We start from the raw sequence: 24669 nt of genomic DNA on the forward strand, positions 1-24669 counted from the left end.
TATCGTGAGCAATAAAGGGCAGTTATTACAAGACCCATTTTTGAACACCCTGCGTAAGGAACACATTCCAGTATCCATTTATTTGGTCAACGGAATCAAACTGCAAGGTCAAGTGGAATCTTTTGATCAGTATGTAGTGTTGCTGCGCAACACCGTAACACAAATGGTTTATAAGCACGCCATATCAACCATTGTTCCAGGCCGCTCGGTCAGCTTCCAGTCTGCTCCTCCGGCAGCAGATGAAGGTGCTGCAGAGCGTCAGAGCGGGATTTGATTTGGCAGCCAAAAGCCGAGTATCTCATTTTGAGAGTACAGCTTAACAACTTTGTCTGAACACCCGTTGGCCTCATCGCGTGGGCAATCTGCTTCGGCAATGTCTGTCGGTCCTGGCGTTTTTTTGGTAGGCGTTGGCTTTGGTGCAAAACGCCTGAATGAAGACGACCTGGATGAGCTGGCTTTGCTGGCTGAGTCTGCCGGATTACATCCGGCGGGCCGGTTGGTCGTGCAGCGCAAGGCGCCGGATGCGGCTTATTTTGTCGGTTCCGGCAAAGTGGATGAAATCCGCATGCTCGCGCAGGCCCAGGGGGCTTCGGAAATCCTGTTTGACCAGGGGTTGTCCCCTGCCCAGCAGCGAAATCTGGAAAAACGGATTGGCATGCCTGTCAATGACCGTACGTTTCTGATTCTGGATATTTTTGCCCAGCGTGCCCGCAGTCATGAGGGGAAGTTGCAGGTTGAATTGGCCAGGCTGCAGTATCTGTCAACCAGACTGGTGCGGATGTGGACCCACCTGGAGCGGCAGCAGGGTGGTCAGGGTGTGCGTGGCGGTCCGGGGGAAACCCAGATAGAGCTGGACCGGCGCATGATCAATGAGCGCATCAAGGCGCTGAAAAACCAGTTGCATAAGGTGAAGAAGCAGCGCAACACGCAAAGACGTGCACGGGCGCGCAATGAGGTGTTTCGCGTGTCTTTGGTCGGTTATACCAACGCTGGCAAGTCAACGCTGTTTAATGCGCTGGTGAAAGCGCGTACTTATGCAGCAGACCAGTTGTTTGCCACACTGGATACAACGGTACGTTCGCTTTATCTGAATGAAGCCAAAAGATCGGTCTCCCTGTCCGATACCGTAGGGTTTATTCGTGATTTGCCGCATGGTCTGGTAGAAGCTTTTGAAGCGACGTTGCAGGAGGCCGCAGAGGCTGACCTGCTGCTGCATGTGGTAGATGCCAGCAATGCACAATACGCCGAGCAGATTGAGCAGGTGCAGCAGGTTTTGGCAGAAATCGGCGCGCAGCATGTACCGCAGTTGCTGGTATTCAACAAAATTGATGCATTGCCCGAAACCGCCCAGCCCAGAGAGCCGTTGGACTGGTACGAAGTGGATGGTGTTTCATGCCGGCGCGTTTTTGTCAGCGCAGCGCAGGGCATTGGGTTGGACGTTTTGCGGCAGACGCTTGCACAGATTGTGCAGGCTGATGACGGGCAGATGTCCGAAAATTCACCTGACAATTTGAACAATTCCATACAAAATTCGTCAGATACGGCACAATCACACTTTGAAACACGGGATGCTCGGGATTTTTCAGACGAAAATTAATTGTCCCGAGCATCAAGAAAGACACAATCTTATCGTATGTCAAGCATGACCCATTTATCAACGCCTCCCAAGACCATCTCCATATGGCAGCGCCTGCTTGCGGTGTTTAACCTGAACGATCCGCAATGGGGGCGTCCAACCAAGCCTCAGAATGATGATTCGCGTGAAGGCGATCAGTCTGGTTCGCCGCAAGGAGACCGGGAGCCTGAGGATGATCAAGATGGGCGTAAAGGGCAGTCGGATAATCAACCTGGACAGCAGGGCAAGCAACCCGATGGCCCCCCTGATCTGGATGAAATCTGGCGTGATGTCAGTGGCAAACTGGGAAGCTGGTTTGGCGGCGCGGGCAATGGCGGCAAAGGCTCCGATTCTAACGGTGGCAGTAACAGTGGCAACAACGGCGGCTGGGGCGGCGGCGGTAATGGTGGCGGTTCTTCAGGTAACCAGCGCCCGCCAATGCAGGTCAGTGGCAAAGGTGCCGGCATAGGCGTGGGCTTTATCTTGCTGGTGATTGTGGCAGGCTGGCTCGCCTCAGGTATTTTCACGGTGCAGGAAGGGCAGAAATCCGTTATTTTGACTTTCGGCGAATATACGCGGGAAGTTGGGCCTGGTCTGCAGTGGCATTTGCCGTATCCGATTCAAAGCCGCGAGACGGTAGCCACCGAACAATTGCGCTCCATCAATATTGGCAACAGCAACATCAATAGCGTAACCGGGCTGGGCAACGCGGCCATGCTGACACAGGATAAGAATATTCTGGAGATTCGCTTCACGGTGCAATACCGTATCAATGACATCCGCAAGTTCTTATTTGTGAATGCCCAGACGGAAGATGCTGTGGTGCTGGCTGCCGAGTCTGCCGTGCGCGAAGTGGTGGGCAGCACACCGATGGATATTGTGATTAAGCGTGAAAGCTGCCTGCCGCTTGCAGGTGAGCATCTGGAGGCCTGGGATGATCCCTGTTTTCTGATGAATCCGCGACGTGTGGTTGCTGGGAATGATTTTGGTATGCAAACCAGCACACTGGCGTTAGAGGAAAGCGCCCCGCCCGGAGTGAGCAAGCGGCAAAGTCTTGCCGCACTGATGATGAGCTCCATTCAGAACCAGTTGAATAAGCTCAATGCCGGTATTGAAGTGTATAACGTGAATATTCTGGATGTGCAGGTACCGGCGCAAGTGAAGCCTGCGTTTGACGAGGCACGCAGTGCAACAGCCGAAAAAGAAAGCCGCATCAACGAAGGCCGTGCCTATGCCAACCAGCGTGTTGCATCGGCAGAGGGGGTTGTTGCACGTTTGCGGGAAGATGCGGGAGCTTACCGGGCACGCGTGACGGCACAGGCACAGGGTGACACGGAGCGCTTTTTGCAGATTTATGAACAGTACCGTTTAGCCCCTGAGGTGACCCGTAACCGGATGTATCTGGAAACCATGCAGGATATTTTTGGCAACGTGACCAAGGTGATTGTTGATTCGCGCAATAACAGCATGCTGTATCTGCCGTTAGACAGAATTCTGAACCAAAGCAATGCGGCGCCAGGTGCCAGCGGCAGTGGTGGAACAGCTCCCGCAGCACCAGCGGCAGCGGCGCAGCCATCCTCTTCTGACTCGCCACTGGCCTCCAGTAACAATACCGCTACCAATGGAGCGGCGTTTGGTGATCGCTCCAGAGATGCTTTCGGTCGGGATCGTTATTAATAAATTCGCGAGATCAATCAAAAAAGGATAAAACAATGAACCGTATTGCCATGATCATCGTGACTTTGCTGGTACTGCTGTTTGTCGGCAGTACGATGATCTTTACTGTTGACCAGCGTCAGATCGGCGTGGTGTATGCCTTTGGTAAGGTACGCTACATCATTAATGTCTCATCGGATCTGAATGCGTTGTGGGATGTCAAATCACTTTCGGCCGATCGCAGCAGCGATGGAGAGATTGAGTTCATCAATAAACCCGGGCTGCATTTCAAGCTGCCGGCGCCATTCCAGACTGTAGCGTATATTGATAAACGCATTCAGACGCTGGATAACGCAACGCCTGTGGAAATTTTGACGTCAGAGTCTAACATGGGGCTGATTGTGGACTGGTTTGTGAAGTGGCGTGTGGTGGATGCCAAGCGCTTCATCGAATCCAACAACGGCACAGACATGCGTACGGCCGAAGCGAAGCTGGTTTCCAACGTACAGCGTATTTTCAACGAGGAAGTTGCCCGCCGCAGCGTACAGGCCGTGCTTGACAGTGACCGCCAGCGGATCATGAGCGCCGTGCAGGTGGGGCTCGCGCCTATTGCGCAGGACATGGGCATTCTGATTGAAGATGTGCGTGTGCGCCGGGTTGATTATTCCGCATCCACCGCACCGAAGATTTTTGAGCAGATGATTACCGAGCGTAAGAGTCTGGCGGAAAAGCTGCGTGCGGAAGGTAATGCAGAAAATGAAAACCTGCGTGCCCAGGCCGACAGAACCTATCAGGAAAAAATTGCGACAGCTTATCAGGAAGCCCAGAATGTGATGGGTGAGGGGGATGCCCAGGCGACCCGTACTTTTGCCGATGCGTTTGGCAAAGATCCCCAGTTTGCTGATTTTTATCGCAGCCTGCAGGCGTATCGCGCGAGCTTTCGTGGTAAAGATGATGTGATGGTGCTGGACCCGAACAGTGAATTCTTTAAGTTCATGGGCGCGTCGCAAACCGGTGGGCGTTAACCTGGCTAACCTGATTTAAGCAAGGTTGGATGTTCTGATTTAAAAGTGCCACGTCAACGTGGCACTTTCAGTTTATAAGGACGATATGGGCTTTCAAATTGATCACCTGGATCATCTGGTTCTGACGGTCAAAGATGTGGATGCATCGTGCCGGTTTTACGAAAAAGCGCTTAGCATGAAGGTGGTGACTTTTGGTGCTGGGCGTAAAGCGCTGAGTTTTGGTCATCAGAAAATCAATCTGCATGCATCTGGCAAAGAATTTGAGCCCAAAGCGGCCCATCCTACACCAGGCTCTGCCGATTTGTGTTTTATTACTCGGCAGCCGTTGGATGTTGTCATGCAGCATTTGGCGGCGGCTGGTGTTGCTCTGCTTGAAGGGCCGGTTCAGCGCACCGGTGCAACGGGGCCGATTGTTTCGGTATATCTGCGTGACCCTGACCAGAATTTAATCGAAATTTCGAATTATGTTTAAACTCTGACAAATCTTTGTATTCACCGGGGTGGAGGATATGTCGCAATATAAATGGGTATGCTTTTCGTGCCAAACGGCTGTACGCCGGCCTGCAATGGACCGGAATGTGCGCTGTTTTAGTTGTGGGCAGCCTTGTGAATGCCTGGGCGTGCGCATACCGATTCCACCCAAAAGCAAACCCAAGTTATGGAAGGCGCTGCAACAGCAGATATGTCACAACCGTATTCAAGGATATGAGCGCTGGAGGCATTGGAATATCCGGCGTATCCATGATTTGGAATTTCAACTGGAAAAACTGCGCCTGGATAAGCGGCGTCCTCGCCGGCACAGCGAGGTTCTGAAGCTGGAGACCCAACTGCACTATGCCAAAACGCTGCAACCTGATGCTTTTGCGCAGGAATGGGCAACTGTTCACAGACAGATTCAGCGTTACAGTCACAGCAGTCGTCCTTTGGTGTCGGAGCACTGGGAAATGCCGCAAGTGCAGGCGTGGCTCTCAGGGCAGCAAGGGAATCTGCTGCTGGTTTTTGAAAAAGATCGTGTGGTGTGCAATGTTTCTGCGCAGGAAATACTGGCGTTGCTTGAGCAGGAAGTGCCGCAACCTTCTGCCCTTCATGAAGGGATCATTGTATTCCCGTCTCATTTTTCATGGGCATTGTTTGTTTACCCCGAAAGTCGTTTTTCTTATCTTGAAGCGGCATAAAAACAGGCTGCAGCAGCAGCCTGTTGTAAGAGCAAATCCAACCCTGCATTTCAGATACAAATGCAGAGTTGTAGATTTTTCGCTTAAGGTTTAACCGCGATCTTCATCACACCATCGCGCTGGTTGGCAAACAGGTCGTATGCGGCCTCAATGTCGTCCAGTTTGTAATGGTGGGTGACCAAGGGGCGCAGGTCAACCTGGCGTGCTGCCACCACAGCCAGCAGGCGGCGCATACGTTCTTTACCGCCAGGGCACAGGCCGCTGAGGATATCGATATCACCCAGACCGGCACCATAAGCATCCAGCGGGATCTTCAGGTCATTCGAGTACACACCCAGGCTGGAAAGTTTGCCGCCCGGACGCAGAACGCGCAGACATGATTCAAAAGTGGCCTGGGTGCCCAGCGCTTCAATAGAAACGTCCACACCACGACCATCGGTGAGGTCCATGATTTTCTCAACCGGGTTGCATTCTTTGAAGTTGACGGTATCTGTGGCGCCCAGTTTTTTGGCGACAGCCAGACGTTCAGGAATGGCGTCTACCGCGAAAATGCGTGTTGCACCCATCAGCTTGGCACCTGCCACAGCACACAGGCCGATCGGGCCGGTGGCAAATACGGCAACCATGTCGCCGATACGCACATTGGCACGTTCGGCAGCAGAGAAGCCGGTGGACATGATGTCAGGACACATCAGCACTTCTTCATCGGTCAGGCCATCAGGAATGGGGGCCAGGTTGGCTTGCGCATCGTTGACCAGAATGTATTCAGCCTGAGAGCCGTCAATCGTGTTACCGAACTTCCAGCCGCCCATCAGTTTAAAGCCGGTTTTGGTATCCGGGCCATCCTGTGAGGCGCAGCCGCACATACAGGCGTAGCTGTGCATGCTGGGGGTGATGGCTCCGGCGATGACGCGCTGGCCTTCTTTAAAACCGGTCACTGCGGACCCCAGCTTTTCAATGACGCCGACCGGCTCGTGACCAATGGTCAGGCCTTTGGCAACCGGGTATTCTCCTTTTAAGATATGAACGTCTGTACCACAAATGGTGGTGGTGGTGATTCGGACCAGAGCATCCAGCGGACCTACGTCAGGAATAGGTTTTTCTTCTAATACAATGCGATTTTTTTCAACAAAAACTGCTGCTTTCATCATTTTTGCCATATTTGTCTTCTCCTTACGTCAGTCAGACTCTTTAAGAATGCTGTCCAGAATTATTGAAACAGCTTACATTCAAAGTCTTATATAAGACTTTGAATTGATTCGCACATCCTATTACAAATTGCCGTGTTTGTATATCATTTCCGAGAGTATCATGCAATCATGCGGTGCAAAACATAATTGCTTGTTATTTCAATATGTTAGGTATTATTTTCGTTTTGGATCGGGTGCAGAGACGCGATGCGATGAAATGATTGTGAGTATGGTCAAAATGGAGATTTCGCGGCGCAAAACAATCGCTTCCTTATTGATGAGTTCATTTTTAATGAGCGAATGCGACACCATTGTCAAGTTTAAAGGAGCCTATATTGAAGCAGAATAAAAAAAGAAGCTGTGCAATCTTGCACGACGGCGTAAAATCCAATTTTTAAGAACCTCTGTTACCGATAAATGTCTGCTTGGTTACTGCCAGAGTCCATCGCTGATGTATTGCCCTCAGAGGCAAGACGTATTGAGGATTTGCGGCGCGAACTGTTGGATGCTGCCCGTTGTTACGGCTACGAGCTGGTGATGCCGCCTATGCTGGAGCATCTGGAATCACTGGTAGGTGATAACCGGCAGGCGCTCGATCTGAAAACATTCAAGCTGGTTGACCAGCTCTCAGGGCGAATGCTGGGCGTGCGCGCGGATACAACTCCCCAGGTGGCACGGATTGATGCCCACCTTCTAAACCGTGAGGGCGTGGTCCGGTTATGCTATTGCGGGCCAGTTGTACATACCGTGCCTTCCGATTTGCACAGTACCCGTGAACCGCTACAGTTCGGTGCCGAAATATACGGCCATGCCGGGCTGGAGGCTGACCTGGAAACGCAGTCTTTGGTACTGGAATCGCTGACCCGTATCGGGGTGCCTCATCTGACCTTGGACATGGCCGATATCCGCATTGTGCGCAGCCTGCTGGGCGGGGTGTTTGTCGATGCGCATACATTTCACCAGGTTTATGCAGCACTTGCCAACAAAGATGCAGGTGAGCTGCAGGCATTGACGCGTACGTTTCCGGCAGAGGTGCGTCAGGCATTGCTGGCATTGTTAAACCTGTATGGCGATGCTGCCGTACTGGACGAAGCCGCGCGGATTTTACCGCAACGCACGGCCATTACACAGGCACTGGCAGACCTGCGCTGGCTGGGGCAGCATATTAGTGAGCAGCACGGCGCCCGTGTGAGCTACGATCTGGCAGACCTGCGCGGTTATGGTTACTACACAGGCGCTCGTTTTGCGGTTTATGCGCAAGGGTATAGCGACGCGCTGGCACGCGGCGGCCGTTATGACGAAATCGGTGCCATTTATGGGCGCACCCGTCCGGCTGTGGGTTTCAGTCTGGATATCAAGTTACTGACCTCTTTGGCACATGACCCCGGGTTAATGCCGGCGATACTGGCGCCCTGGAGTGTGGATGTCGCGCTGACGAAAGCCATTGCCCAATTGCGGGCGCAGGGCGAAGTGGTTGTGTGCATGCTGCCCGGACATGAGCAGCGCGTAGATGAGTTTCAATGTGACCGCATACTGGTGCAGCAAGGTACTGACTGGGTTGTCAAACCTTATGTGCCCAATGCATGAGCAGGTCTATGAATAACCAGAGAATTTGAGCGGCAGGCCAGGCCTGCATGATTTGGATGTGATTTTTCAACTGAATACGGAGAATGCAATGACCCCAACAGGACGTAATGTAGTGGTCGTCGGCACGCAGTGGGGCGACGAAGGCAAAGGGAAGCTGGTGGACTGGCTGGCAGAGCTGGCGCAAGGGGTGGTCCGCTTCCAGGGGGGGCATAATGCCGGGCATACGCTGGTGATCAACGGCAAGACAACGGCCCTGCACCTGATCCCCAGCGGTATCATGCATCCGTCTGTGACGTGCTTTATCGGCAACGGGGTGGTGCTTTCTACCGAAAAGCTGCTGGAGGAAATCGCACAACTGGAAGCTGCAGGCATTGAGGTCCGTTCACGTTTGCGTATCAGCGAGGCATGCCCGCTGATTTTACCGATTCACAGTGCATTGGATATTGCGCGTGAAGCAGCGCGTGAGCGCGGGGGCAACCAGAAAATCGGTACCACAGGGCGGGGTATCGGCCCGGCTTATGAAGATAAGGTGGCGCGCCGTGCATTGCGCGTGCAGGATATGAAGCACCCCAAGCGTTTTGCCGAGAAGCTGGAAATACTGCTGGACATGCATAATTTTGCACTGAAAAACTACCTGAATGCCACACCGCTGGAATTCCAGCCGATGTATGACACTGCCATGGCACAGGCCGAGCAGATCAAGCCGATGATGGCTGATGTATCGCGTGAGCTGAATGAACTGTGGCGTGAAGGCGGCAACCTGCTGTTTGAAGGCGCACAGGGGTCATTGCTCGATGTGGACCACGGCACGTATCCGTATGTGACATCCAGCAACTGCGTTGCCGGCAACGCCTGTTCCGGCGCGGGTGTTGGCCCGCAATTGCTGAACTATATTCTAGGTATCACCAAGGCGTACTGCACCCGCGTGGGCAGCGGGCCGTTCCCGACTGAGCTTGATATTCATGCAGAAGGTTCTGTCGGGCGGCATTTAAGCACGGTGGGTGCAGAAAAAGGCGTGACCACCGGGCGTGAGCGCCGCTGTGGCTGGTTTGATGCAGCGCTGCTCAAACGCTCGTGCCAGATCAATGGCATTTCCGGGTTGTGCATTACCAAACTGGATGTGCTGGATGGCCTGGATGAACTCAAGCTGTGCGTTGGTTATGAACTCGATGGTGAACGCATTGACATGCTGCCCATGGGGGCCGATGAAATTGAGCGCTGCCAGCCGGTGTATGAAACGATGGAAGGCTGGAAGGAAAGCACGTTTGGCATTACCCAGTACGACAAGCTGCCGATGAATGCCAGACTGTATCTGCAGCGCATTGAACATCTGGTCGGGGCCCCGGTGGACATTGTTTCCACCGGTCCGGACCGTAAGCAGACGATTTTATTGCGACATCCATACCTGGCTCATTAATCATCGTTGAGGGAGTTGATGCCATGCTGACTGAAGACGGTAAACACCTGTACGTATCCTGGGACGAATACCATGATCTGATCGAAAAACTGGCCATTCAGGTTTATAAGTCAGACTGGGAGTTTGATCAGATTCTGTGTCTGGCCAGAGGCGGAACACGTCCGGGAGATATTCTTTCGCGTGTGTTTGACAAGCCGCTGGCCATTATGGCAACCAGTTCTTACCGTGATGAGGCTGGCACGCTGCAGGGGCGTCTGGATATGGCCAAGTACATCACCATGCCCCGCGGTGAGCTTGGCGGCAAGGTGTTGCTGGTGGATGATCTGGCCGACTCCGGCGTGACATTGCACGCAGTGGTTGACCGCTTGCGTGCTTTGCCGTCTATCGAAGAACTGCGCACTGCCGTCATCTGGCAAAAAGGCATTTCCAAGTTCATGCCGGACTATTTTGCCGAAGCGCTGCCAACCAGCCTCTGGATTCACCAGCCATTTGAAATATATGACACCATGCGCCCGGCCAAACTGCTTAGTAAGTGGAAGTAACCGGCTGTTATTCATTAAATAACAATTGCAGGCAGGCTGTGCCAAGGCTAAGGGGCTGAATGGCTCTGCCGGTGTGTTGGTGAATATGAGGCGTCATGCGTTGTCAACCATGGCGCTTTTCCTGTCTGGCGCAAAATTGCCGTTGCGAACATGGCAGCAGCAAATCATCATCAGGGACAGAGTCAATGAAAACAGCACCGGTGGATGGATTGACAACGGATTTTTCCCTCATCGGGCAAATGGATGCTGCACAGCACGGGTTGTGGAATGCGGTGGTTGAGCTCTGGGCATGGGCCATGAAGCAGGAGACAAGCCTGATCCGTCAGGCCATCCATCCCGGTTATTGTGGCTGGGTCATTGGCCATCCTGCCGTGCAGAATTATGAAACCGGTGTTTTGTCAGTCGGGCCCGATTCGCCGCGTGTGATACGGTGTTGCCTCCAGCCGGTGGGTGTGGCTGTATTCGATGACTGCGCAGGTGTGGCGCATTACTGCTATGAAGCGCAGGTGCAAATGCCGGATAGCTCCAGCGGTTCCAGCAGCCAGATCTGCGGGCGCTGGAGTGAGTTTTACATGCAGCAATCCGGCAAGTGGCTGATGGTCTCGGTCAGCGGTGGCCCTGACGGGCAGCGCCAATGAGCCATGGTTGCATCATGGTCTCTGTGCGCTTGACCAAAGAAATAGCGTTTAGAAACAGGGCTCTATTCTCTTATGCCCTGAAGTAATTTATTTATCATATTTCTATCGTTTGTTAGCATAAACAGCAGTTCTAGAATGAAATTTTTCATGATCTGGAGCTGCAATGAATATTGCCATTCCTTGGACAACTGAGCGAAAACCCGTTGCCGCACTGGCAGCAGTGGTGCTGCTGGCAATAACAGCACTGTTGCTGCTGAACCTGGTCAACTGGCGTCAGGCGTTGCTGTTTCTGGTGGGCGCTGCATTGGGGCTGACGCTGTACCATGCCGCTTTTGGCTTTACATCGGCTTGGCGGGTGTTCATCCGGGACCGGCGCGGTGCTGGGCTGCGGGCTCAGATGGTGATGTTGGCGCTGGCTGTGCTGCTGTTTTTCCCGGCACTTGCGGCCGGCAGCCTGTTTGGGCAGCCGGTTGCTGGGTTTGTTTCGCCTTTGAGCGTTTCAGTGGTTGTCGGTGCTTTCATTTTTGGCATTGGTATGCAACTGGGTGGCGGCTGCGCATCCGGAACGCTGTTTACCGTTGGCGGCGGTAACGCGCGCATGCTGGTCACGCTGCTATTTTTCATCATCGGTTCGGTTATTGCCACCCAGCATGTGGATTGGTGGTTTGCTCTGCCGTCGTTGCCTCCGGTTTCTCTGGTGAAAGATGTCGGGCTGGCGCCGGGGCTGCTGATCAGTCTGGTACTGTTTGCCATCATTGCCACATTGACTGTGGTGCTGGAAAAACGCCGCCATGGTGCTTTGGAGCAGGCGGCGCAAGCCTCACGGCATGGCGTGGCACGGTTCTGGAAAGGTCCCTGGCCTTTGGTTTGGGGTGCCGTTGCGCTGGCGTTGCTGAATTTTGTCACACTGGCCCTGGCGGGCCGCCCATGGGGTATTACTTCGGCATTTGCGCTGTGGGGTGCCAAGGCGGCGCAGGGGCTGGGTATCTCGGTTTCAGACTGGGCATTCTGGCAAACGGCTGCCAATGCCAAGGCGCTGGCTGCGCCGGTGTGGGAGGATATCACGAGCATGATGGATATCGGTATCATGCTGGGGGCTTTTCTGGCCGCAGGCCTGGCCGGGCGTTTTGCACCTAACCTGAATATTCCGCGTCGCTCTTTGGTTGCCGCGATTATTGGCGGGCTGATGCTTGGGTATGGCGCACGTCTGGCCTATGGTTGCAACATTGGCGCTTATTTCAGCGGCATTGCCTCGGGCAGCCTGCATGGCTGGCTGTGGCTGGTGGCGGCATTCTTTGGCAACAGTGTGGGAGTTTATTTGCGCCCGTGGTTTTTCCCCGGAGAACGTCAGCCCAAAACACTGAGTGCTTGCTGAGGACAGCGCATGACTGGGGCAGGTCGGCGGGTTAGGCCCTGACCTGTTTCACATACAGGTTTTTCTGCCTGAGCTGTCTGACCAGTATGGCAGTCAGTATGACACTGACGCCTGCGACAAGGGCCAGCACAGCCAGCACGCCCTTGGAGCCGGCCATTTCGAACAACATACCAAAAATGAAGGGTGTCAATGCCTGGGCCACCAGCGACGGGCGTGCGATTTTTCCCATGACCAGCGCAAACTCCTGAGGTTTGAGGATGGCCAGCGGCAACGTTCCCCGAACGATCGAGCGCAGGCCGTTGCCGGCGCTGTATACAATCACGGCCCATGCGGCATAGGCTGGTAAAAACAGCAGCAGGGTAACGCCTAAAAAAACCAGCACAACAGAGATGAGCAGCGACCAGATCGGATGGCTGATGCGCACCATGATATCCACGACACGTGCTGCCACCTGCGTCGGGCCGATCAGTGCGCTGATGGCAATGGCCGCCGACAGCGTAAACCCGTCTTCCTGCAGCAGGTCAATCAGTTGTACTGTTATAACAGTCATGGCCACGGCGGATAGCATGAAGATGCATGACATCAGCGTATAAACTGTCCGGTCAATCGTGATTGGCGGTTTTTCTTTTTGATCTTTTGGCGGCGGGCTTTTTGCGACCTGGGGTAAGGAGCGCCGGTAGATGGGAAAAATAGTCAGCGCCAGAAACACCGCCCATATCAGACAGGTATGGCGCCAGCCCAGATGGCTTACTCCCAATGCCAGCAGCGGCCATACCAGTGTGGTGCAGAAACCTGAAATCAATGTAATGGTGGTGATGGCTTTTTTGGCACTAGTGCCATAGGTATCGCCCAGTGTGGCAAACAGCGCATCGTACAGGCCCATGGACATGGCGACACCTAAAATACACCATGACAGAATGAAAACCACCAAAGACGAAGACAGTGCCATGACTGCCAGCCCGAGTGCGGTGACCACCCCACTGAGTGCCAGCACGTTTCTGCCGCCCTGGCGTGCAATGTATTTGCCGATGTAGGGCAGCAGAACACCGGAGATAAAAATACCCAGCGAAAGCGAGCCATAAATCCATTGGCGCGACCAGCCTGTTTCCTGCATGATGGGGCGCGCCAGCACAGCCAGCAGAAAAAACGAACCGCCCCAGACAAAAATCTGGGCAAACCCCATCCAGAAAATAGCAGCCAATGAAGGCTGTGCACCGTCCTGGCTGATGGAAAACAAAGACTTTAATCGGTGTATCATGACGCGCTCATACACAGATGCATTCAAACCGCCTGCAATGCAAGATGCTGTAGCAGCACGCGCGTCACACCATCCAGACAGCCTTTGAAAAAGTGGTCTGTTCCCGGAAAAACAACTACCGGGCGGTGCTCGGCCCGTGCCCATTCCAGCACGTTGGCTAAGGGCGTGACCGTATCTTCCTGCCCATGAATCAACAGGGCGCGTGCAGGCAGCGGCAGGGCTTCATAAACTCTTCCTGCGGCGGTGTCGCCAACCGGCAGGCCCATCAGGGCGATGGTATCGACCGGTTGTGTCTGCTCAAGCTCGCAGGCGGCTCTGGCGTATACATAGGCACCAAATGAAAAACCGACCAACGCCAGCCGCAGGTCCGGGAACACCGAGCGCATGTGGGCTATAACAGCCAGCGTATCTTCGGCTTCCCCGATGCCCTGGGCATATGTGCCGTCTGAACGGCCAACACCCCGAAAGGCCGGGCGAACAGCAATCCATCCGTCAGCACACAGATTTTTAGCCAAAGTGTGCGGCACAATGTGCCTGGGAGTTCCGCCCAGCAGGGGCTGCGGGTGGCTGACCAGTGCCACCCCTTTGATTTCTGCAGGCTCGGCAGGCATATCCATCGTGATTTCAATCTGGCCTGCGGGGCCCTCAATAAGTAATTGGCTTCGTTGGGCCTGTGTGGTTCTAACCTGCGTATCCATACCTGTGTGCTAACCCGTCATCAATCAAGACCTGCATATTTTCACATTGACCTGCTATTGTGTCTAATATATTAAAATAGCGATACCCATACTTTTAAAATATATTATGGAGTTAAGACACCTGAGGTATTTTCTGGCGGTTGCCAAAGAAGGCAACATCACCCGAGCCGCGCAACAGCTACACATCGGACAGCCACCGTTAAGCCAGCAGATTAAAAGCCTTGAAGATGAGCTGGGCGTCAAACTGTTTCAGCGTACCCCGCATGGGGTGGTGCTAACCCCGGCAGGGCAGGCGTTTGAGGTGCAGGCAGCCTATGTGCTGGAGCAGGCTGAGCATGCAAAAAAAACAGCTCGCCGTGCCGCGCAGGGTGAAATCGGGCAACTGCGGCTGGGGTTTACAGGATCGGCCCCGTTTAATCCGGTGGTTCCTGCGGCCATCAACGCGCTTAAAAAACTCTTCCCTGCTGTTGAACTCACTATGGAAGAAGCCAATACGCCCCAGTTGCTGCAAGGGCTGGTGGAGCAACGGCTGGATGCGGCTTTCATACGTCCGGCATTTTATGCCCCCGAGGGCCTGCAGTTCTACCGGCTGGCCGATGAGCCGATGAAAATTGCCTTGCCGTCCACCCATGTGCTGGTCAGGAAAAAATACCTGAAAGCCAAGGACTTGATGGATGAATCTTTTATCCTGGTTCCCGGCCCGCCGGGCACCACGCTGTACAGCGAAGTTTTCGAACTCTGCCATGCCCAGGGCTTCAGCCCGCGCATCAGCCAGCCGGCACCACAGATTTCTTCGGTGATCAATCTGGTTGCAGCGGGGCTGGGTATCTCTATTGTTCCGGCTTCCTTATCGCAGATCAGGCTCAAAGGTGTTTGTTATAAAGACTTTGTGCCACCAGCACCTATTGCACAACTGGCATTTGCCTGGCTGGACCAGAACAACGGTGTCGTGCGAAGGCTATTGGAAATTGTGCAGCGCCTGCAACAGGGTAACTGAATGGTCGTGCGGCACCTGTTCTGTTTTGAGATGGTTGCCTGTATGTGCATTTGAAAAACGGCTCAAACACACATACAGGCAATTCCTGAAAATGATAAGGCGTTATCCCGGATTCTGTTGGGCATGAGGCGTGTCCGGATGTTCTTTTTTGGCAAACAGCCGGCCTACCAGCAGGAAAAACAGAGGGACAAGGACAACGGACAAAACCGTGGCAGTCAACGTGCCGCCGAGGGTGCCTGTGCCGATGGCGATGCGGCTGTTTGCCCCCACGCCGGTACTCATGGCCAATGGCAGTACGCCTGCGGCGAAAGTGAGTGCGGTCATCAGAATAGGCCTGAAGCGCAGTATGGCACCCTGGCGGGCAGCTTCCATGAGGCTGAGTCCGGACTTGTGCGCCTGGTCTGAAAACTCCACCATCATGATGGCATTTCTTGCCGACAGGCCTATGATGGTCAGCATGGCTACCTGGAAGTAGATGTTATTTTCAAGCCCACGCCAATGTACGGCCAGCACGGTTCCCACCGCGCCCAGCGGGATGATCAGGAGCACGGCAATCGGTACCGACCAGCTTTCATACAGGGCCGCCAGGCAAAGGAAAATAACCAGTATCGAGATGCTGTAGAGCAAAATGGTCTGTCCCGAAGCCTGCTGCTCCTGGTAGGAAAGCCCGCTCCAGGCATAAGAGGCTCCGGGAATATCGTCCATGATTTTTCCCACCGCCTGCATCGCATCCCCGGAACTCATGCCCGGGCCTGCGGCTCCCTGAATGTAATAAGCTGACACGCCGTTAAAGCGCTCCAGCGTTTCCTGGGTTGGAATCCATGATGTTTGCGTAAACTCCGAGTAGGGCACCATTTGACCCGCGCCGTTCCGCACGCTCCAGGCATTCAGGTCTTCGGGTCTGGAGCGGAATTCGGCACTTGATTGCATGTAGACTCTTTTAATGCGGGAGCGGTCGATAAAGTCGTTGACATATTCGCCGGCCCACGCAACATTCAGGGCGTCGTACATATCATCAAGGGAAATACCGTAGGACAGTGCTTTCTCATTGTTGAATGCAAGGTGCAACTGCGGTACCCGGTAAGCATTGTCCGAGCGGACGTTTGCAAGGCTCTTTTCCTGCGCGGCGTGTTCCATGAAAACATCCTGCAGCGATTCCAGCTCTGCCCTGTCTGTTCCGGCAAGGGCTTGCAGATAGAGTTCAAAGCCATCCGTCTGCCCCAGCCCCATGATGGGTGGCGGGCTCAGTACAAAGACTTGTGCATCGCATATGGAGGACAGGCGCTGCATGGCCCGCATGGCAATGCCATCGGCACTGTTTTGTGCCCCGGGTCTTTCTGACCAGTCTTTTAGCGAGATGAACGCCATGCCGGAGTTCTGATTGGATGAGTTGAAGCCAAAACCATTGGTAATGAAAACGATCTGTACATTGTCTTTCTCCTCATCGAGAAAGTAGTTCTCTATCGCTTTACCCACCTCGTTGGTGCGAGACATGTCTGCGCCTGCCGGCAGGGTATATTGGCAGATGAGGATGCCCTGATCCTCATTGGGCAGAAAGCCGGTAGGCATCTGCATGAGAAACAGCAGGCAGCCTCCAGATATCACTACGTACGCCACCAGCCAGCGCACTGGCCTGCGCAGGGTTTTGTCGATCTGTTTTCCATAATGTTCCAGGCAGCGGTTAAAGAAACGCTGAAACCGGCTTTCGGTTTTCTTTTGTTCCTTGAGCAGCAGGGCGCACATGGCGGGTGTGAACGTCAGGGCCATGAACACGGAAAGCCCCATGGACACAATGATGGTGACGGAAAACTGCCGGTAGATAATGCCTGTTGAACCGCTGAAAAATATCATCGGAATAAACACCACCATGATGATGGCAGTGATGCCCACAAGCGCGCCGGTGATCTCGCGCATGGATTCTATGGTGGCCTCGCGCGGGGAAAGATTTTTCTCCCGCATGAGGCGCTCCACATTCTCGACCACGACAATGGTGTCATCTATCAGCAAGCCGATGGACAGTACCATCCCGAACAGCGTCAGGGTGTTAATGGTAAAGCCCAGCGCATACATGACGGCGAAGGTTCCCAGCAGCACCACAGGCACCGTCAGGGTGGGAATGATTGTGGTTCGCCAATTGCCCAGAAAAATGTACATGACAATGGTGATGAGCACCACCGCTTCGATCAGGGTTTTGACCACCTCCCAGATGGAGAGCTTCACAAAATCGGAATTGTCATTGGTATAGGCGATGGCATAGCCTTCTGGCAGGTTCACTTTGACTTCTTCCATGAGCGCACGGACATTGGCAGAAGTTGCCATGGCATTGGCCCCGGAGGTCAGTTGCACGGCAAGGGCGGCAGATGGATGCCGGTTCAGGCTGGTAACGGTGCTGTAGCTTTCGCTGCCCATTTCTATTCTGGCTACATCACCGAGCTTGACAACGGAACCATCGGGCTTATATTTAATGATGATGTCGCGGAATTGTGCCGGCGTTTGCAGCATAGAGACCGCAGTGACCGTGGCGGTCAGGTTCTGTCCCGGAGCAGCCGGCTGATCGCCGAGCTTGCCCATGGCGACCTGCCGGTTCTGCTGCTCTATGGCGGTTCGCACGTCAGAGGGCATGAGGTTGTAGGAACGCAGCTTCATGGGGTCAAGCCATATCCGCATGGCGTACTGCTGGCCGAAAAGCTGAATATTGCCAACCCCGTCAAGGCGTGCGAGCCGGTCCTGCACATTGCTCACCAGGTAGTCAGCCACATCGTAATTGCTGTCACGGTCTCTTGTATCGTAAAGCACCACCATCATCAGGATATTGCCCTGCGACTTCTGCACCGTGACCCCTTGCTGCTGAACCATGGCGGGCAGACGGGTGGTAACCTGCTGCACTTTGTTCTGAACCTGGACTTGCGCAATATCCGGATCCGTGCCCTGCTCAAAAGTGAGGGTAATGCTGCTTTGGCCGGAAGCGCTGCTGGTGGATGAGAAATACAACAGGCCATCCAGCCCGGTGAGCTCTTTTTCAATGACCTGGGTTACCGTGTTTTCCACGGTTTCGGCAGAAGCCCCCGGATAGGTTGCAGAAATACTTACCGTTGGCGGTGCAATATCGGGGTACTGGCCCTTGGGAAGCATGATGATAGAGATGCTTCCGAACAACATGATGATGAATGCAATGACAATGGCAAAGATCGGGCGGTCGATGAAAAAACGCGGCATGCTGGTTCCTTATTTTCCAAAGATCGTTGCGACGTCTTGCGGATAATCATCAACTTCTGTTGTGAGCTCTACCGGCCTGACAGTGTCTCCCGGCTTAATCCGGCTCAGTCCTTCCAGCACAACCCGATCTCCGGCCTGAAGACCTTCAAAGATAATCCATGCATTGCCGACGGTTGACCCTGTCACGACCGAACGCTCTTCGACCACGTTGTCTGGCGTCAGTACCATCACCGTGCCTTCTTCTTTGGCGTTCATCGTGACGGCCTGTTGTTTGACCAGCACCGCATTGTCATGCACAGCTTCTGCGACAATAGCCCGCACAAACATGCCTGGCATGAGAATGCGACGGGTATTGGGGAACGCGGCCCGCAATGTGACTGCGCCCGTGGATTCATCTACAGCGATTTCCTGCAGTTGCAGCGTGCCTTTTTCTTCATATATGGTGCCGTCTTCCAACTTGAGCTGTACCTCGGCATTGCCGTTACGCAGTGCGTTTCTTTCCAGAAGCCTTTGCAAATGCAGCCTCTGCGTGCCAGACTGGGTAATGTCTACATAAACCCGGTCAAGGCTGTGAATGGTTGCCAGAGGTTCGCTCTGGTTGGTAATGACAAGCTGGCCCACTGTGACGTTTGAAATACCGATAAATCCTGAAATAGGTGCTTTGATTTCTGTTCGCTCAAGATTAATCCGGGCTGTTTCCAGGAGCGCCCGTTTTTCCTCCACCACAGTCAGGGCCTGCTGATAAGCCGCCATGGCATCGTCCACTTCCTGCTGTGCAATGCCGCCTTGTTTTGCCAGTTCCGTGTAGCGTTCGCTTTTCAGGCGGGTGGTTGTGATGTTGGCTTCGGCATTTTTGAGAGATGCCATGGCCTGATTGAATGCAGCACGATAGCTGTCAGCGTTTATCTGATACAGCACTTCCCCTTCTTTGACATATCCGCCTTCGGTAAAAAGACGCGCCTGGATGATACCGTCAACCTGCGGACGTACATCGGCCTGCAAAGAGGATTTCACCCGCCCCGAAAGCTCTTGCTGAACGGTCACGCTCCGTGTCACGACAGTGACAACCCCCACTTCTGTCGGAGGCATTGCCAGGTTGTCCGGTTCTTTTTGGTCACAACCACCAAGAGCCAGGATTGCTATGAAACAGATCAGAAAGTGTTTCTTGATCATAAATGCACCTTGTATGAGTCCAGAATGAAGCGGTTTCCAATGGTTGGTGGCCGACAGTACAGGAAAAACAATCAAATTAAAAAATCTTGAATATTTATGTATCATGCTACATATATGGTGAAAAAAATTACTGAATGTTGTGCAAAAGCTTAGTTAATAACAATCGGAGGGTATCTTTTTCCTCTTTGGAAAAGTTGGCCAAAATGAGCTTCTCCATGGCTACCTGGTTAGTCCGCAAACTGTCCCAGAAAGAAGCATCGCGCTGCGTCAGGAACACATTCCTGATTCTTCGATCGGCAGTTCCGGTCTCAGTCCGGATAAATCCCTTGGCCTCCAGGCGGCGCAGCAGCCCTAATACGGTGGGATGAGAGACATGCAGGCTTTCCTCAATATCTTTGTGTGAAGTCAGTTGCCTTGTTTTTTCCCGCTCACGCAGCAAAATGAGCACCTTGACCTGCGATAAAGTCAGGTCGATGAGCTTCAGGTTCTGATTGGCCTTTCTGTAAAGGCATTCATCAATCTGTTTAATGAGGTATCCAACGTCATTTTTCATATTGAATATTATGTAGCATATTACGTAATATTGCAAACTACGGGTACTGTTTGGAAACGTCTTCAAATAGTCCGCTTTAGCAAAAAGCAAAATGGCCGGAGAACTTCTTGTGTATCAGAAAAAAGCTGGTGTCAGACAGACGGGTTTCCTGAGTTTGGAAACCCAGTAGTCTTTAGAGAAATGGTGTGGGAGAAAAGAAAAATAAAAAAGCAGCTCTCAGAGCTGCTTTTTTACTTGGTATATGGTGCCCAAGAGAGGACTTGGAAAAGTATTGTATCTATATGAAAAATAACAATAATATATATAATGTCACATAGTTTTATACATTTTTTTCTACATAAAAATGATGTTGTATTTAATCATCAAATCAGCGGAATTATTTTTTCGTAAGTGCTTTGATATTCCAATTCTGGTTAGACCATCGCTGTTATAGGTTATACAGGGGAAAATGCATGAATGCTGATAGACTGAATTTGCATATATGTATGTGTAGTATATGTAATGTAAATATCAGATGCTTACCACCATCTAAAGAAAAGAAAAACAAAGGTCGGGGAGGAACGGAGATACAAATCAGACGCGCATTTAACAATGATCTGTTTCCCGCTTTACAGCATAAGCCGCTTAAAAATATCAGTCGTACTGATTTATTGTCAATTCAACAAAAAATAGAAGCGCGAGGGGCACTGTCAATCGCAGAAAAAGTCAGGTCCTGGCTCAATGAAATCTTTCGTTATGCAGTCGCTACCGGGGAGTTAGAGACTAATCCTGCCGCTGATTTAGATATTGCTGGCTTACCTTACCGGCGCAATAAACATTATCCTTATATCAAAATGCGGGATATGCCAGAGTTGATGGCAAAAATTCCTCATTACAAGGGCTCACGCCAGACTGTTCTGGGATTAAGGCTGCTTTTACTCACTGGAGTCAGGACAGGAGAATTAAGATTTTCTGAATTTTGGCGATTTGAACTTGAACCTGGTAAAGAAATATGGCGAATTCCTGCCGAGGACGTTAAACAATTACAAAAAGTCAAAAATCAATTGGATGAGAATGTGCCGGACTATATTGTTCCCCTATCACGACAGGCTGTTGCCGTGGTGAAGGAATTGATTTCGTATTCGATGCCGGGACAACGGTATGTGTTAGCCCACAGAAGCCTGCCAAGAGAAGCCATCAGTGAAAATACATTGAATGGTGCCCTAAAACGGATGGGCTTTAAAAATCGTTTATCCCCTCATGGTGTGCGAGCAACTATTTCAACGGCACTGAATGAAAAAAGATATGACAAAGATTTTGTAGAGGCACAGTTATCTCATGCCGGTGATAATAAAGTCAGGGCAATCTACAACCATGCAGAATATGTTGAACATTGCCGACACATGATGCAAGATTGGGCTTGTCTATCAAAACAATTGTTGTATTGAGGGCACAGTGTCTATTGAAATGACTGAAATCTTTTGCTAGTAGAAATAAAATGGGCTGAACATATAACAATACGGGAAACCGCCATGCCAGAACAAAACAAAGGCAGTTATATGGGCAACAGTATCGGTATTAAAACCGAAGCCGGTGTAGTTTCAGGCGCATGTCCAATAGCACTTATCGGCCATCGTTATGTATGTCCTGAGCCAGGACATCAGGTCAGCATGATTGTCACAAGCTCTGACTCCTGCCAGGTCATGAACCGGTCCGTTGCTTACACCATAAACAAACTCAGTCAGTTACGGCGCACAGGTCTGCATAAGTGGACTTGAGAATAAAGCACATCCACATAGGCACACAAGGCAATAGCAGAAAGAATCGCTGATCATGTCACAAACAGACATCCACTTTACCTTTGAGTCGCAAGCCAGTCATGAAGATAATCAGCATCTACCCGCTTTGGACGTTGTCTCATTTCATCTAAAAGAAACCCTGAATGATATTTTCCGGCTCGAAGTGGAGCTGAGCAGTCTGGATGACCAGATCGACTTTGCCCTGTTGCTTGACCAGCCTGCGCTGTTGACCATCTGGCATGGCAGCACCGCAGTGCGGCAAGTGCATGGGCTGGTGAGTGATTTTTATCAAAATGACACCGGATTTCGGCGTACCCGCTATCATGCCGTGATAACACCGCAGCTGGCACGCTTGCAGCTATGCAGTGACTGGCGCATTTTTCAAACCCAAAATGCCGTAGAGATTGTCAAAGAAATCTTTAAAGCCAACCACCTGTCAAATCACAACATTGAGACCAGTCAGGAATATATTACCCGCGAGTACTGTGTGCAGGCAGGCGTGACGGATTTTGACTTTATCCAGCGTTTATTGGCCGAAGAAAGTTTTGTCTATCAATTTGAGCACAGCGCCAGCGGCCATCAGCTGCGCATCAGCGATATGATCCAATCCCTGGGGACCCTTCATGATGAAGAAGATGAAGAAAATATGGCCTCAGTGCTGTATCAACCTAATCCGGGGGGAGACCGACTCCAAGTCGCCCTGAAAAAATTCAGTTATTCCGAACATGTACGCACCGCACAGCAAACCCAGCGCGACTATACTTTTAAAAATCCCCGGTACTCACAGGAACACCGTATTCATGGACATGATATTGACCACCAGTCCCTCGCATACGAACAATATCGTTATCCGGGCGGCTACAAACAAGATGCTGTCGGCTCCCCCTTCACCCGGACCCGATTGCTCTCCATCCGCAATGATGCCCGTATCGCCACAGCAACTGGGGATGACCCCCGTATACAATTAGGCAAAGCCTTCCTGCTCACCGGACACAACCAACCCCACTTCAATACCGCATGGCGGCCGGTCAGCATTGAGCACCGGGGAACACAGCATACCAGCGTTGAAGAAGAAGCCGCGGGGGCACAAACCAGCACCCACTATGAACAGGTAGCGCATCTTGTGCCTGCCACCGCCAACTGGAAAGCGCCGATACCGGAGCGCCCCTTCCTCAAAGGCCCGTTCATTGCTCACGTCACGGCCCCGCAAGGAGAGGAAATATTTACCGATAATTACGGGCGCGTGAAAATCCAGTTTCCCTGGGATCGGGTCAACTCACATAATGAATACAGCTCCTGCTGGGTGAGGGTTGCCCAGAACTGGGCTGGAGCGGGCTGGGGGCATATTGCCTTGCCCAGAGCGGGACAGGAAGTGATTGTGGACTTTCTGGGGGCAGACGAATCCCAGCCCATCATCATTGGCAGAACGTATGATGCTGAGCACCCCACACCTTACAAGCTGCCTGCACTCAAGACCCACACAACGATCAAGAGCAAAGAGCATCGCGGCAGCGGCTACAACGAACTGTTGATTGATGATACCACTGGAGAAATCAAAACCCAGCTTCATTCTACCCATGGAGCCACACAGCTTAATCTGGGCTATTTAACCCATCCAAGGGACAGTGAGGGTAACGGGGTATATCGGGGAGATGGATTTGAGTTACGTACCGATGAATGGGGGGCCATACGAGCAGGTAATGGTCTTTATATTTCGGCAGACAAACAAGAAAAAGCCAAAAGTAAGCAGCTCGACCTGCAAGAAGCCATAACACAACTTGAAACAGCACTTAGCCTTGCTAAAGACTTGGCTGATGCCAGCCAAACTGCTGGTGCAGCACAAAGCGATACTCAAACGCAAGAGTATCAACTTAATAAAGTCTATAAAGAACTCCGGCAATCAGGGATTCTCACTAGTGCTCCTCAAGGAATTGCAACTGTTACTCCTAGTAGTGCACAAATCAGCGCAGGTAAAAATATCACTCTGACGGCTGTAGAAAATATTGATACCAATACTCTCAAGGATTATCGTGTTGCAGCAGGTAAGACCATCTCACTACATGCCGTAGATCAAGAAATGAATCTCATTGCCAATAAAGGTAAGCTTCAGCTTCAGGCACAGCATAATGAAATGCACATCAACGCCAGAGATGATCTGGAGATCACCAGCAGCAAGGGTAAAATCACTGTTGCTGCTAAAGATGAACTTGTCCTTACTTGTGGAGGAGCTTACATTAAGCTCAGGGATGGGCAAATAGAGCTAGGTGGCAACAACCTTCTTCAAATCAAAATGGCAGGTATGAATCTCTCAGGGCCATCCATGATGGAGCACCCATTACCGAGTTTTAGCAGAGGCTATATTCCATCATATACACCTTCTGAAGAATACAACATACAGTTTCATTTTACAAATGATAACCAAGTTCCTTATGCACATACAAAATATACAGCATACTTTGAAGATGGCAATTCTAGACAAGGTGTTACGGACACAAATGGTTATACCGAGGTCTTTTTATCTAACCGAGAAGAAGAGGTTAATGTTCATCTGCATATCAATAATGCCAAGAAGATGACAGGTTATCATAATCTACGGTTCCATTTTTTTGATGATGATGGCGTACCTTATGCCAATACCACGTACACGGCTTACCGAGCAAGTGGTATAGCAGAAGAAGGCACAACAGATGACGAAGGATATACAGAAACATTTTATGCTGATGAACCAGAAGAGATAACTGTGCATTTAGATATTTAAAGCATATAGTTTATAGAA

20 protein-coding genes are annotated in these 24669 nt (G+C 52.0%); 14 read left to right on the forward strand and 6 right to left on the reverse strand.

The features are described 5' to 3' along the window. The first annotated feature begins 4 nt into the window (after positions 1-4). The 6 genes from hfq to CUZ56_RS06380 all read left to right on the forward strand — a co-directional run bounded on the left by hfq (position 5) and on the right by CUZ56_RS06380 (position 5471). Positions 5-274, forward strand: a complete 270-nt coding sequence (hfq, locus tag CUZ56_RS06355; protein ID WP_126979345.1) for an RNA chaperone Hfq — start codon at positions 5-7, stop codon at positions 272-274. Between the two features lie 99 nt (positions 275-373). Beyond that, positions 374-1597 (forward strand): GTPase HflX, encoded by a 1224-nt coding sequence (hflX, locus tag CUZ56_RS06360; RefSeq protein WP_126979347.1) that lies wholly within the window; start codon positions 374-376, stop codon positions 1595-1597. A 45-nt stretch (positions 1598-1642) separates the two neighbouring features. Beyond that, on the forward strand, positions 1643-3292 hold the full coding sequence (hflK, locus tag CUZ56_RS06365) for a protease modulator HflK (RefSeq protein WP_162615267.1): 1650 nt from the start codon (positions 1643-1645) through the stop codon (positions 3290-3292). 35 nt (positions 3293-3327) lie between these two features. Next, a complete protein-coding gene (gene hflC / locus CUZ56_RS06370) occupies positions 3328-4296 on the forward strand; it encodes a protease modulator HflC (RefSeq protein WP_126979351.1) in 969 nt (322 codons plus the stop codon). 85 nt (positions 4297-4381) lie between these two features. Beyond that, entirely contained in the window at positions 4382-4768 is a 387-nt protein-coding gene (locus CUZ56_RS06375; protein WP_126979693.1) for a VOC family protein, read from the forward strand. A 37-nt stretch (positions 4769-4805) separates the two neighbouring features. Further along, on the forward strand, positions 4806-5471 hold the full coding sequence (locus tag CUZ56_RS06380; protein ID WP_126979353.1) for a hypothetical protein: 666 nt from the start codon (positions 4806-4808) through the stop codon (positions 5469-5471). An 83-nt stretch (positions 5472-5554) separates the two neighbouring features. Here the strand turns inward: CUZ56_RS06380 and CUZ56_RS06385 are convergent, their stop codons facing one another. Next, positions 5555-6631: an NAD(P)-dependent alcohol dehydrogenase gene (locus CUZ56_RS06385; protein ID WP_126979355.1), complete on the reverse strand. Its 1077-nt coding sequence runs from the start codon at positions 6629-6631 to the stop codon at positions 5555-5557. A 447-nt stretch (positions 6632-7078) separates the two neighbouring features. On the opposite strand from CUZ56_RS06385, the gene CUZ56_RS06390 reads away from it, so the two are divergent. The 5 genes from CUZ56_RS06390 (at position 7079) to CUZ56_RS06410 (ending at position 12220) form a co-directional block, all read left to right on the forward strand. Next, a complete protein-coding gene (locus CUZ56_RS06390) occupies positions 7079-8248 on the forward strand; it encodes an ATP phosphoribosyltransferase regulatory subunit (RefSeq protein ID WP_126979357.1) in 1170 nt (389 codons plus the stop codon). A gap of 88 nt (positions 8249-8336) precedes the next feature. Next, the gene (locus CUZ56_RS06395; protein ID WP_126979359.1) at positions 8337-9665 is read left to right on the forward strand and encodes an adenylosuccinate synthase; all 1329 of its coding nucleotides are present in this window, start codon (positions 8337-8339) and stop codon (positions 9663-9665) included. A 23-nt stretch (positions 9666-9688) separates the two neighbouring features. Further along, complete coding sequence (locus CUZ56_RS06400; protein WP_126979361.1) at positions 9689-10207, forward strand: phosphoribosyltransferase; 519 nt, start codon at positions 9689-9691, stop codon at positions 10205-10207. A gap of 185 nt (positions 10208-10392) precedes the next feature. Beyond that, entirely contained in the window at positions 10393-10845 is a 453-nt protein-coding gene (locus tag CUZ56_RS06405; RefSeq protein WP_126979363.1) for a nuclear transport factor 2 family protein, read from the forward strand. 163 nt (positions 10846-11008) lie between these two features. After that, a complete protein-coding gene (locus CUZ56_RS06410) occupies positions 11009-12220 on the forward strand; it encodes a YeeE/YedE family protein (protein ID WP_126979365.1) in 1212 nt (403 codons plus the stop codon). A 31-nt stretch (positions 12221-12251) separates the two neighbouring features. Here the strand turns inward: CUZ56_RS06410 and CUZ56_RS06415 are convergent, their stop codons facing one another. Together CUZ56_RS06415 and CUZ56_RS06420 are read right to left on the reverse strand one after the other, a co-directional pair. Continuing rightward, a complete protein-coding gene (locus CUZ56_RS06415) occupies positions 12252-13478 on the reverse strand; it encodes an MFS transporter (protein WP_126979367.1) in 1227 nt (408 codons plus the stop codon). A gap of 23 nt (positions 13479-13501) precedes the next feature. Next, positions 13502-14176, reverse strand: a complete 675-nt coding sequence (locus tag CUZ56_RS06420) for an alpha/beta hydrolase (RefSeq protein ID WP_126979369.1) — start codon at positions 14174-14176, stop codon at positions 13502-13504. A 106-nt stretch (positions 14177-14282) separates the two neighbouring features. On the opposite strand from CUZ56_RS06420, the gene CUZ56_RS06425 reads away from it, so the two are divergent. Further along, positions 14283-15173 carry a LysR family transcriptional regulator gene (locus CUZ56_RS06425; protein ID WP_126979371.1) on the forward strand — a complete coding sequence of 297 codons (891 nt, stop codon included), beginning with the start codon at positions 14283-14285 and terminating at the stop codon, positions 15171-15173. A gap of 102 nt (positions 15174-15275) precedes the next feature. Here CUZ56_RS06425 and CUZ56_RS06430 read toward each other — a convergent pair whose 3' ends face one another. From CUZ56_RS06430 to CUZ56_RS06440, 3 genes are all read right to left on the reverse strand, one after another. Further along, positions 15276-18389: an efflux RND transporter permease subunit gene (locus CUZ56_RS06430; protein WP_126979373.1), complete on the reverse strand. Its 3114-nt coding sequence runs from the start codon at positions 18387-18389 to the stop codon at positions 15276-15278. 9 nt (positions 18390-18398) lie between these two features. Further along, positions 18399-19562 (reverse strand): efflux RND transporter periplasmic adaptor subunit, encoded by a 1164-nt coding sequence (locus CUZ56_RS06435; RefSeq protein WP_162615268.1) that lies wholly within the window; start codon positions 19560-19562, stop codon positions 18399-18401. A 127-nt stretch (positions 19563-19689) separates the two neighbouring features. Further along, positions 19690-20115 carry a MarR family winged helix-turn-helix transcriptional regulator gene (locus tag CUZ56_RS06440; protein ID WP_126979375.1) on the reverse strand — a complete coding sequence of 142 codons (426 nt, stop codon included), beginning with the start codon at positions 20113-20115 and terminating at the stop codon, positions 19690-19692. A gap of 452 nt (positions 20116-20567) precedes the next feature. Between CUZ56_RS06440 and CUZ56_RS06445 the strand changes: the two genes are divergently transcribed. Next, positions 20568-21542, forward strand: coding sequence for a tyrosine-type recombinase/integrase (locus CUZ56_RS06445; protein WP_126979377.1), 975 nt, complete (start codon positions 20568-20570; stop codon positions 21540-21542). 385 nt (positions 21543-21927) lie between these two features. After that, positions 21928-24651, forward strand: a complete 2724-nt coding sequence (locus tag CUZ56_RS06450) for a type VI secretion system Vgr family protein (RefSeq protein WP_126979379.1) — start codon at positions 21928-21930, stop codon at positions 24649-24651. The last annotated feature ends 18 nt before the right edge of the window (positions 24652-24669 follow it).

It is taken from the genome of Saezia sanguinis (assembly GCF_003991585.1).
GTDB classification, from domain to species: domain Bacteria; phylum Pseudomonadota; class Gammaproteobacteria; order Burkholderiales; family Burkholderiaceae_C; genus Saezia; species Saezia sanguinis.

Coding starts and splice junctions, on each gene's coding strand:
- hflX (WP_126979347.1), top strand. CDS start 374: ATGTCTGTCGGTCCTGGCGTTTTTTTGGTAGGCGTTGGCTTTGGTGCA.
- CUZ56_RS06395 (WP_126979359.1), top strand. CDS start 8,337: ATGACCCCAACAGGACGTAATGTAGTGGTCGTCGGCACGCAGTGGGGC.
- CUZ56_RS06440 (WP_126979375.1), bottom strand. CDS start 20,115: ATGAAAAATGACGTTGGATACCTCATTAAACAGATTGATGAATGCCTT.
- CUZ56_RS06450 (WP_126979379.1), top strand. CDS start 21,928: ATGTCACAAACAGACATCCACTTTACCTTTGAGTCGCAAGCCAGTCAT.
- CUZ56_RS06410 (WP_126979365.1), top strand. CDS start 11,009: ATGAATATTGCCATTCCTTGGACAACTGAGCGAAAACCCGTTGCCGCA.
- CUZ56_RS06380 (WP_126979353.1), top strand. CDS start 4,806: ATGTCGCAATATAAATGGGTATGCTTTTCGTGCCAAACGGCTGTACGC.
- CUZ56_RS06400 (WP_126979361.1), top strand. CDS start 9,689: ATGCTGACTGAAGACGGTAAACACCTGTACGTATCCTGGGACGAATAC.
- CUZ56_RS06430 (WP_126979373.1), bottom strand. CDS start 18,389: ATGCCGCGTTTTTTCATCGACCGCCCGATCTTTGCCATTGTCATTGCA.
- CUZ56_RS06435 (WP_162615268.1), bottom strand. CDS start 19,562: ATGATCAAGAAACACTTTCTGATCTGTTTCATAGCAATCCTGGCTCTT.
- CUZ56_RS06445 (WP_126979377.1), top strand. CDS start 20,568: ATGAATGCTGATAGACTGAATTTGCATATATGTATGTGTAGTATATGT.
- CUZ56_RS06420 (WP_126979369.1), bottom strand. CDS start 14,176: ATGGATACGCAGGTTAGAACCACACAGGCCCAACGAAGCCAATTACTT.
- hflC (WP_126979351.1), top strand. CDS start 3,328: ATGAACCGTATTGCCATGATCATCGTGACTTTGCTGGTACTGCTGTTT.
- CUZ56_RS06425 (WP_126979371.1), top strand. CDS start 14,283: ATGGAGTTAAGACACCTGAGGTATTTTCTGGCGGTTGCCAAAGAAGGC.
- CUZ56_RS06375 (WP_126979693.1), top strand. CDS start 4,382: ATGGGCTTTCAAATTGATCACCTGGATCATCTGGTTCTGACGGTCAAA.
- CUZ56_RS06385 (WP_126979355.1), bottom strand. CDS start 6,631: ATGGCAAAAATGATGAAAGCAGCAGTTTTTGTTGAAAAAAATCGCATT.
- CUZ56_RS06415 (WP_126979367.1), bottom strand. CDS start 13,478: ATGATACACCGATTAAAGTCTTTGTTTTCCATCAGCCAGGACGGTGCA.
- CUZ56_RS06405 (WP_126979363.1), top strand. CDS start 10,393: ATGAAAACAGCACCGGTGGATGGATTGACAACGGATTTTTCCCTCATC.
- hflK (WP_162615267.1), top strand. CDS start 1,643: ATGACCCATTTATCAACGCCTCCCAAGACCATCTCCATATGGCAGCGC.
- CUZ56_RS06390 (WP_126979357.1), top strand. CDS start 7,079: ATGTCTGCTTGGTTACTGCCAGAGTCCATCGCTGATGTATTGCCCTCA.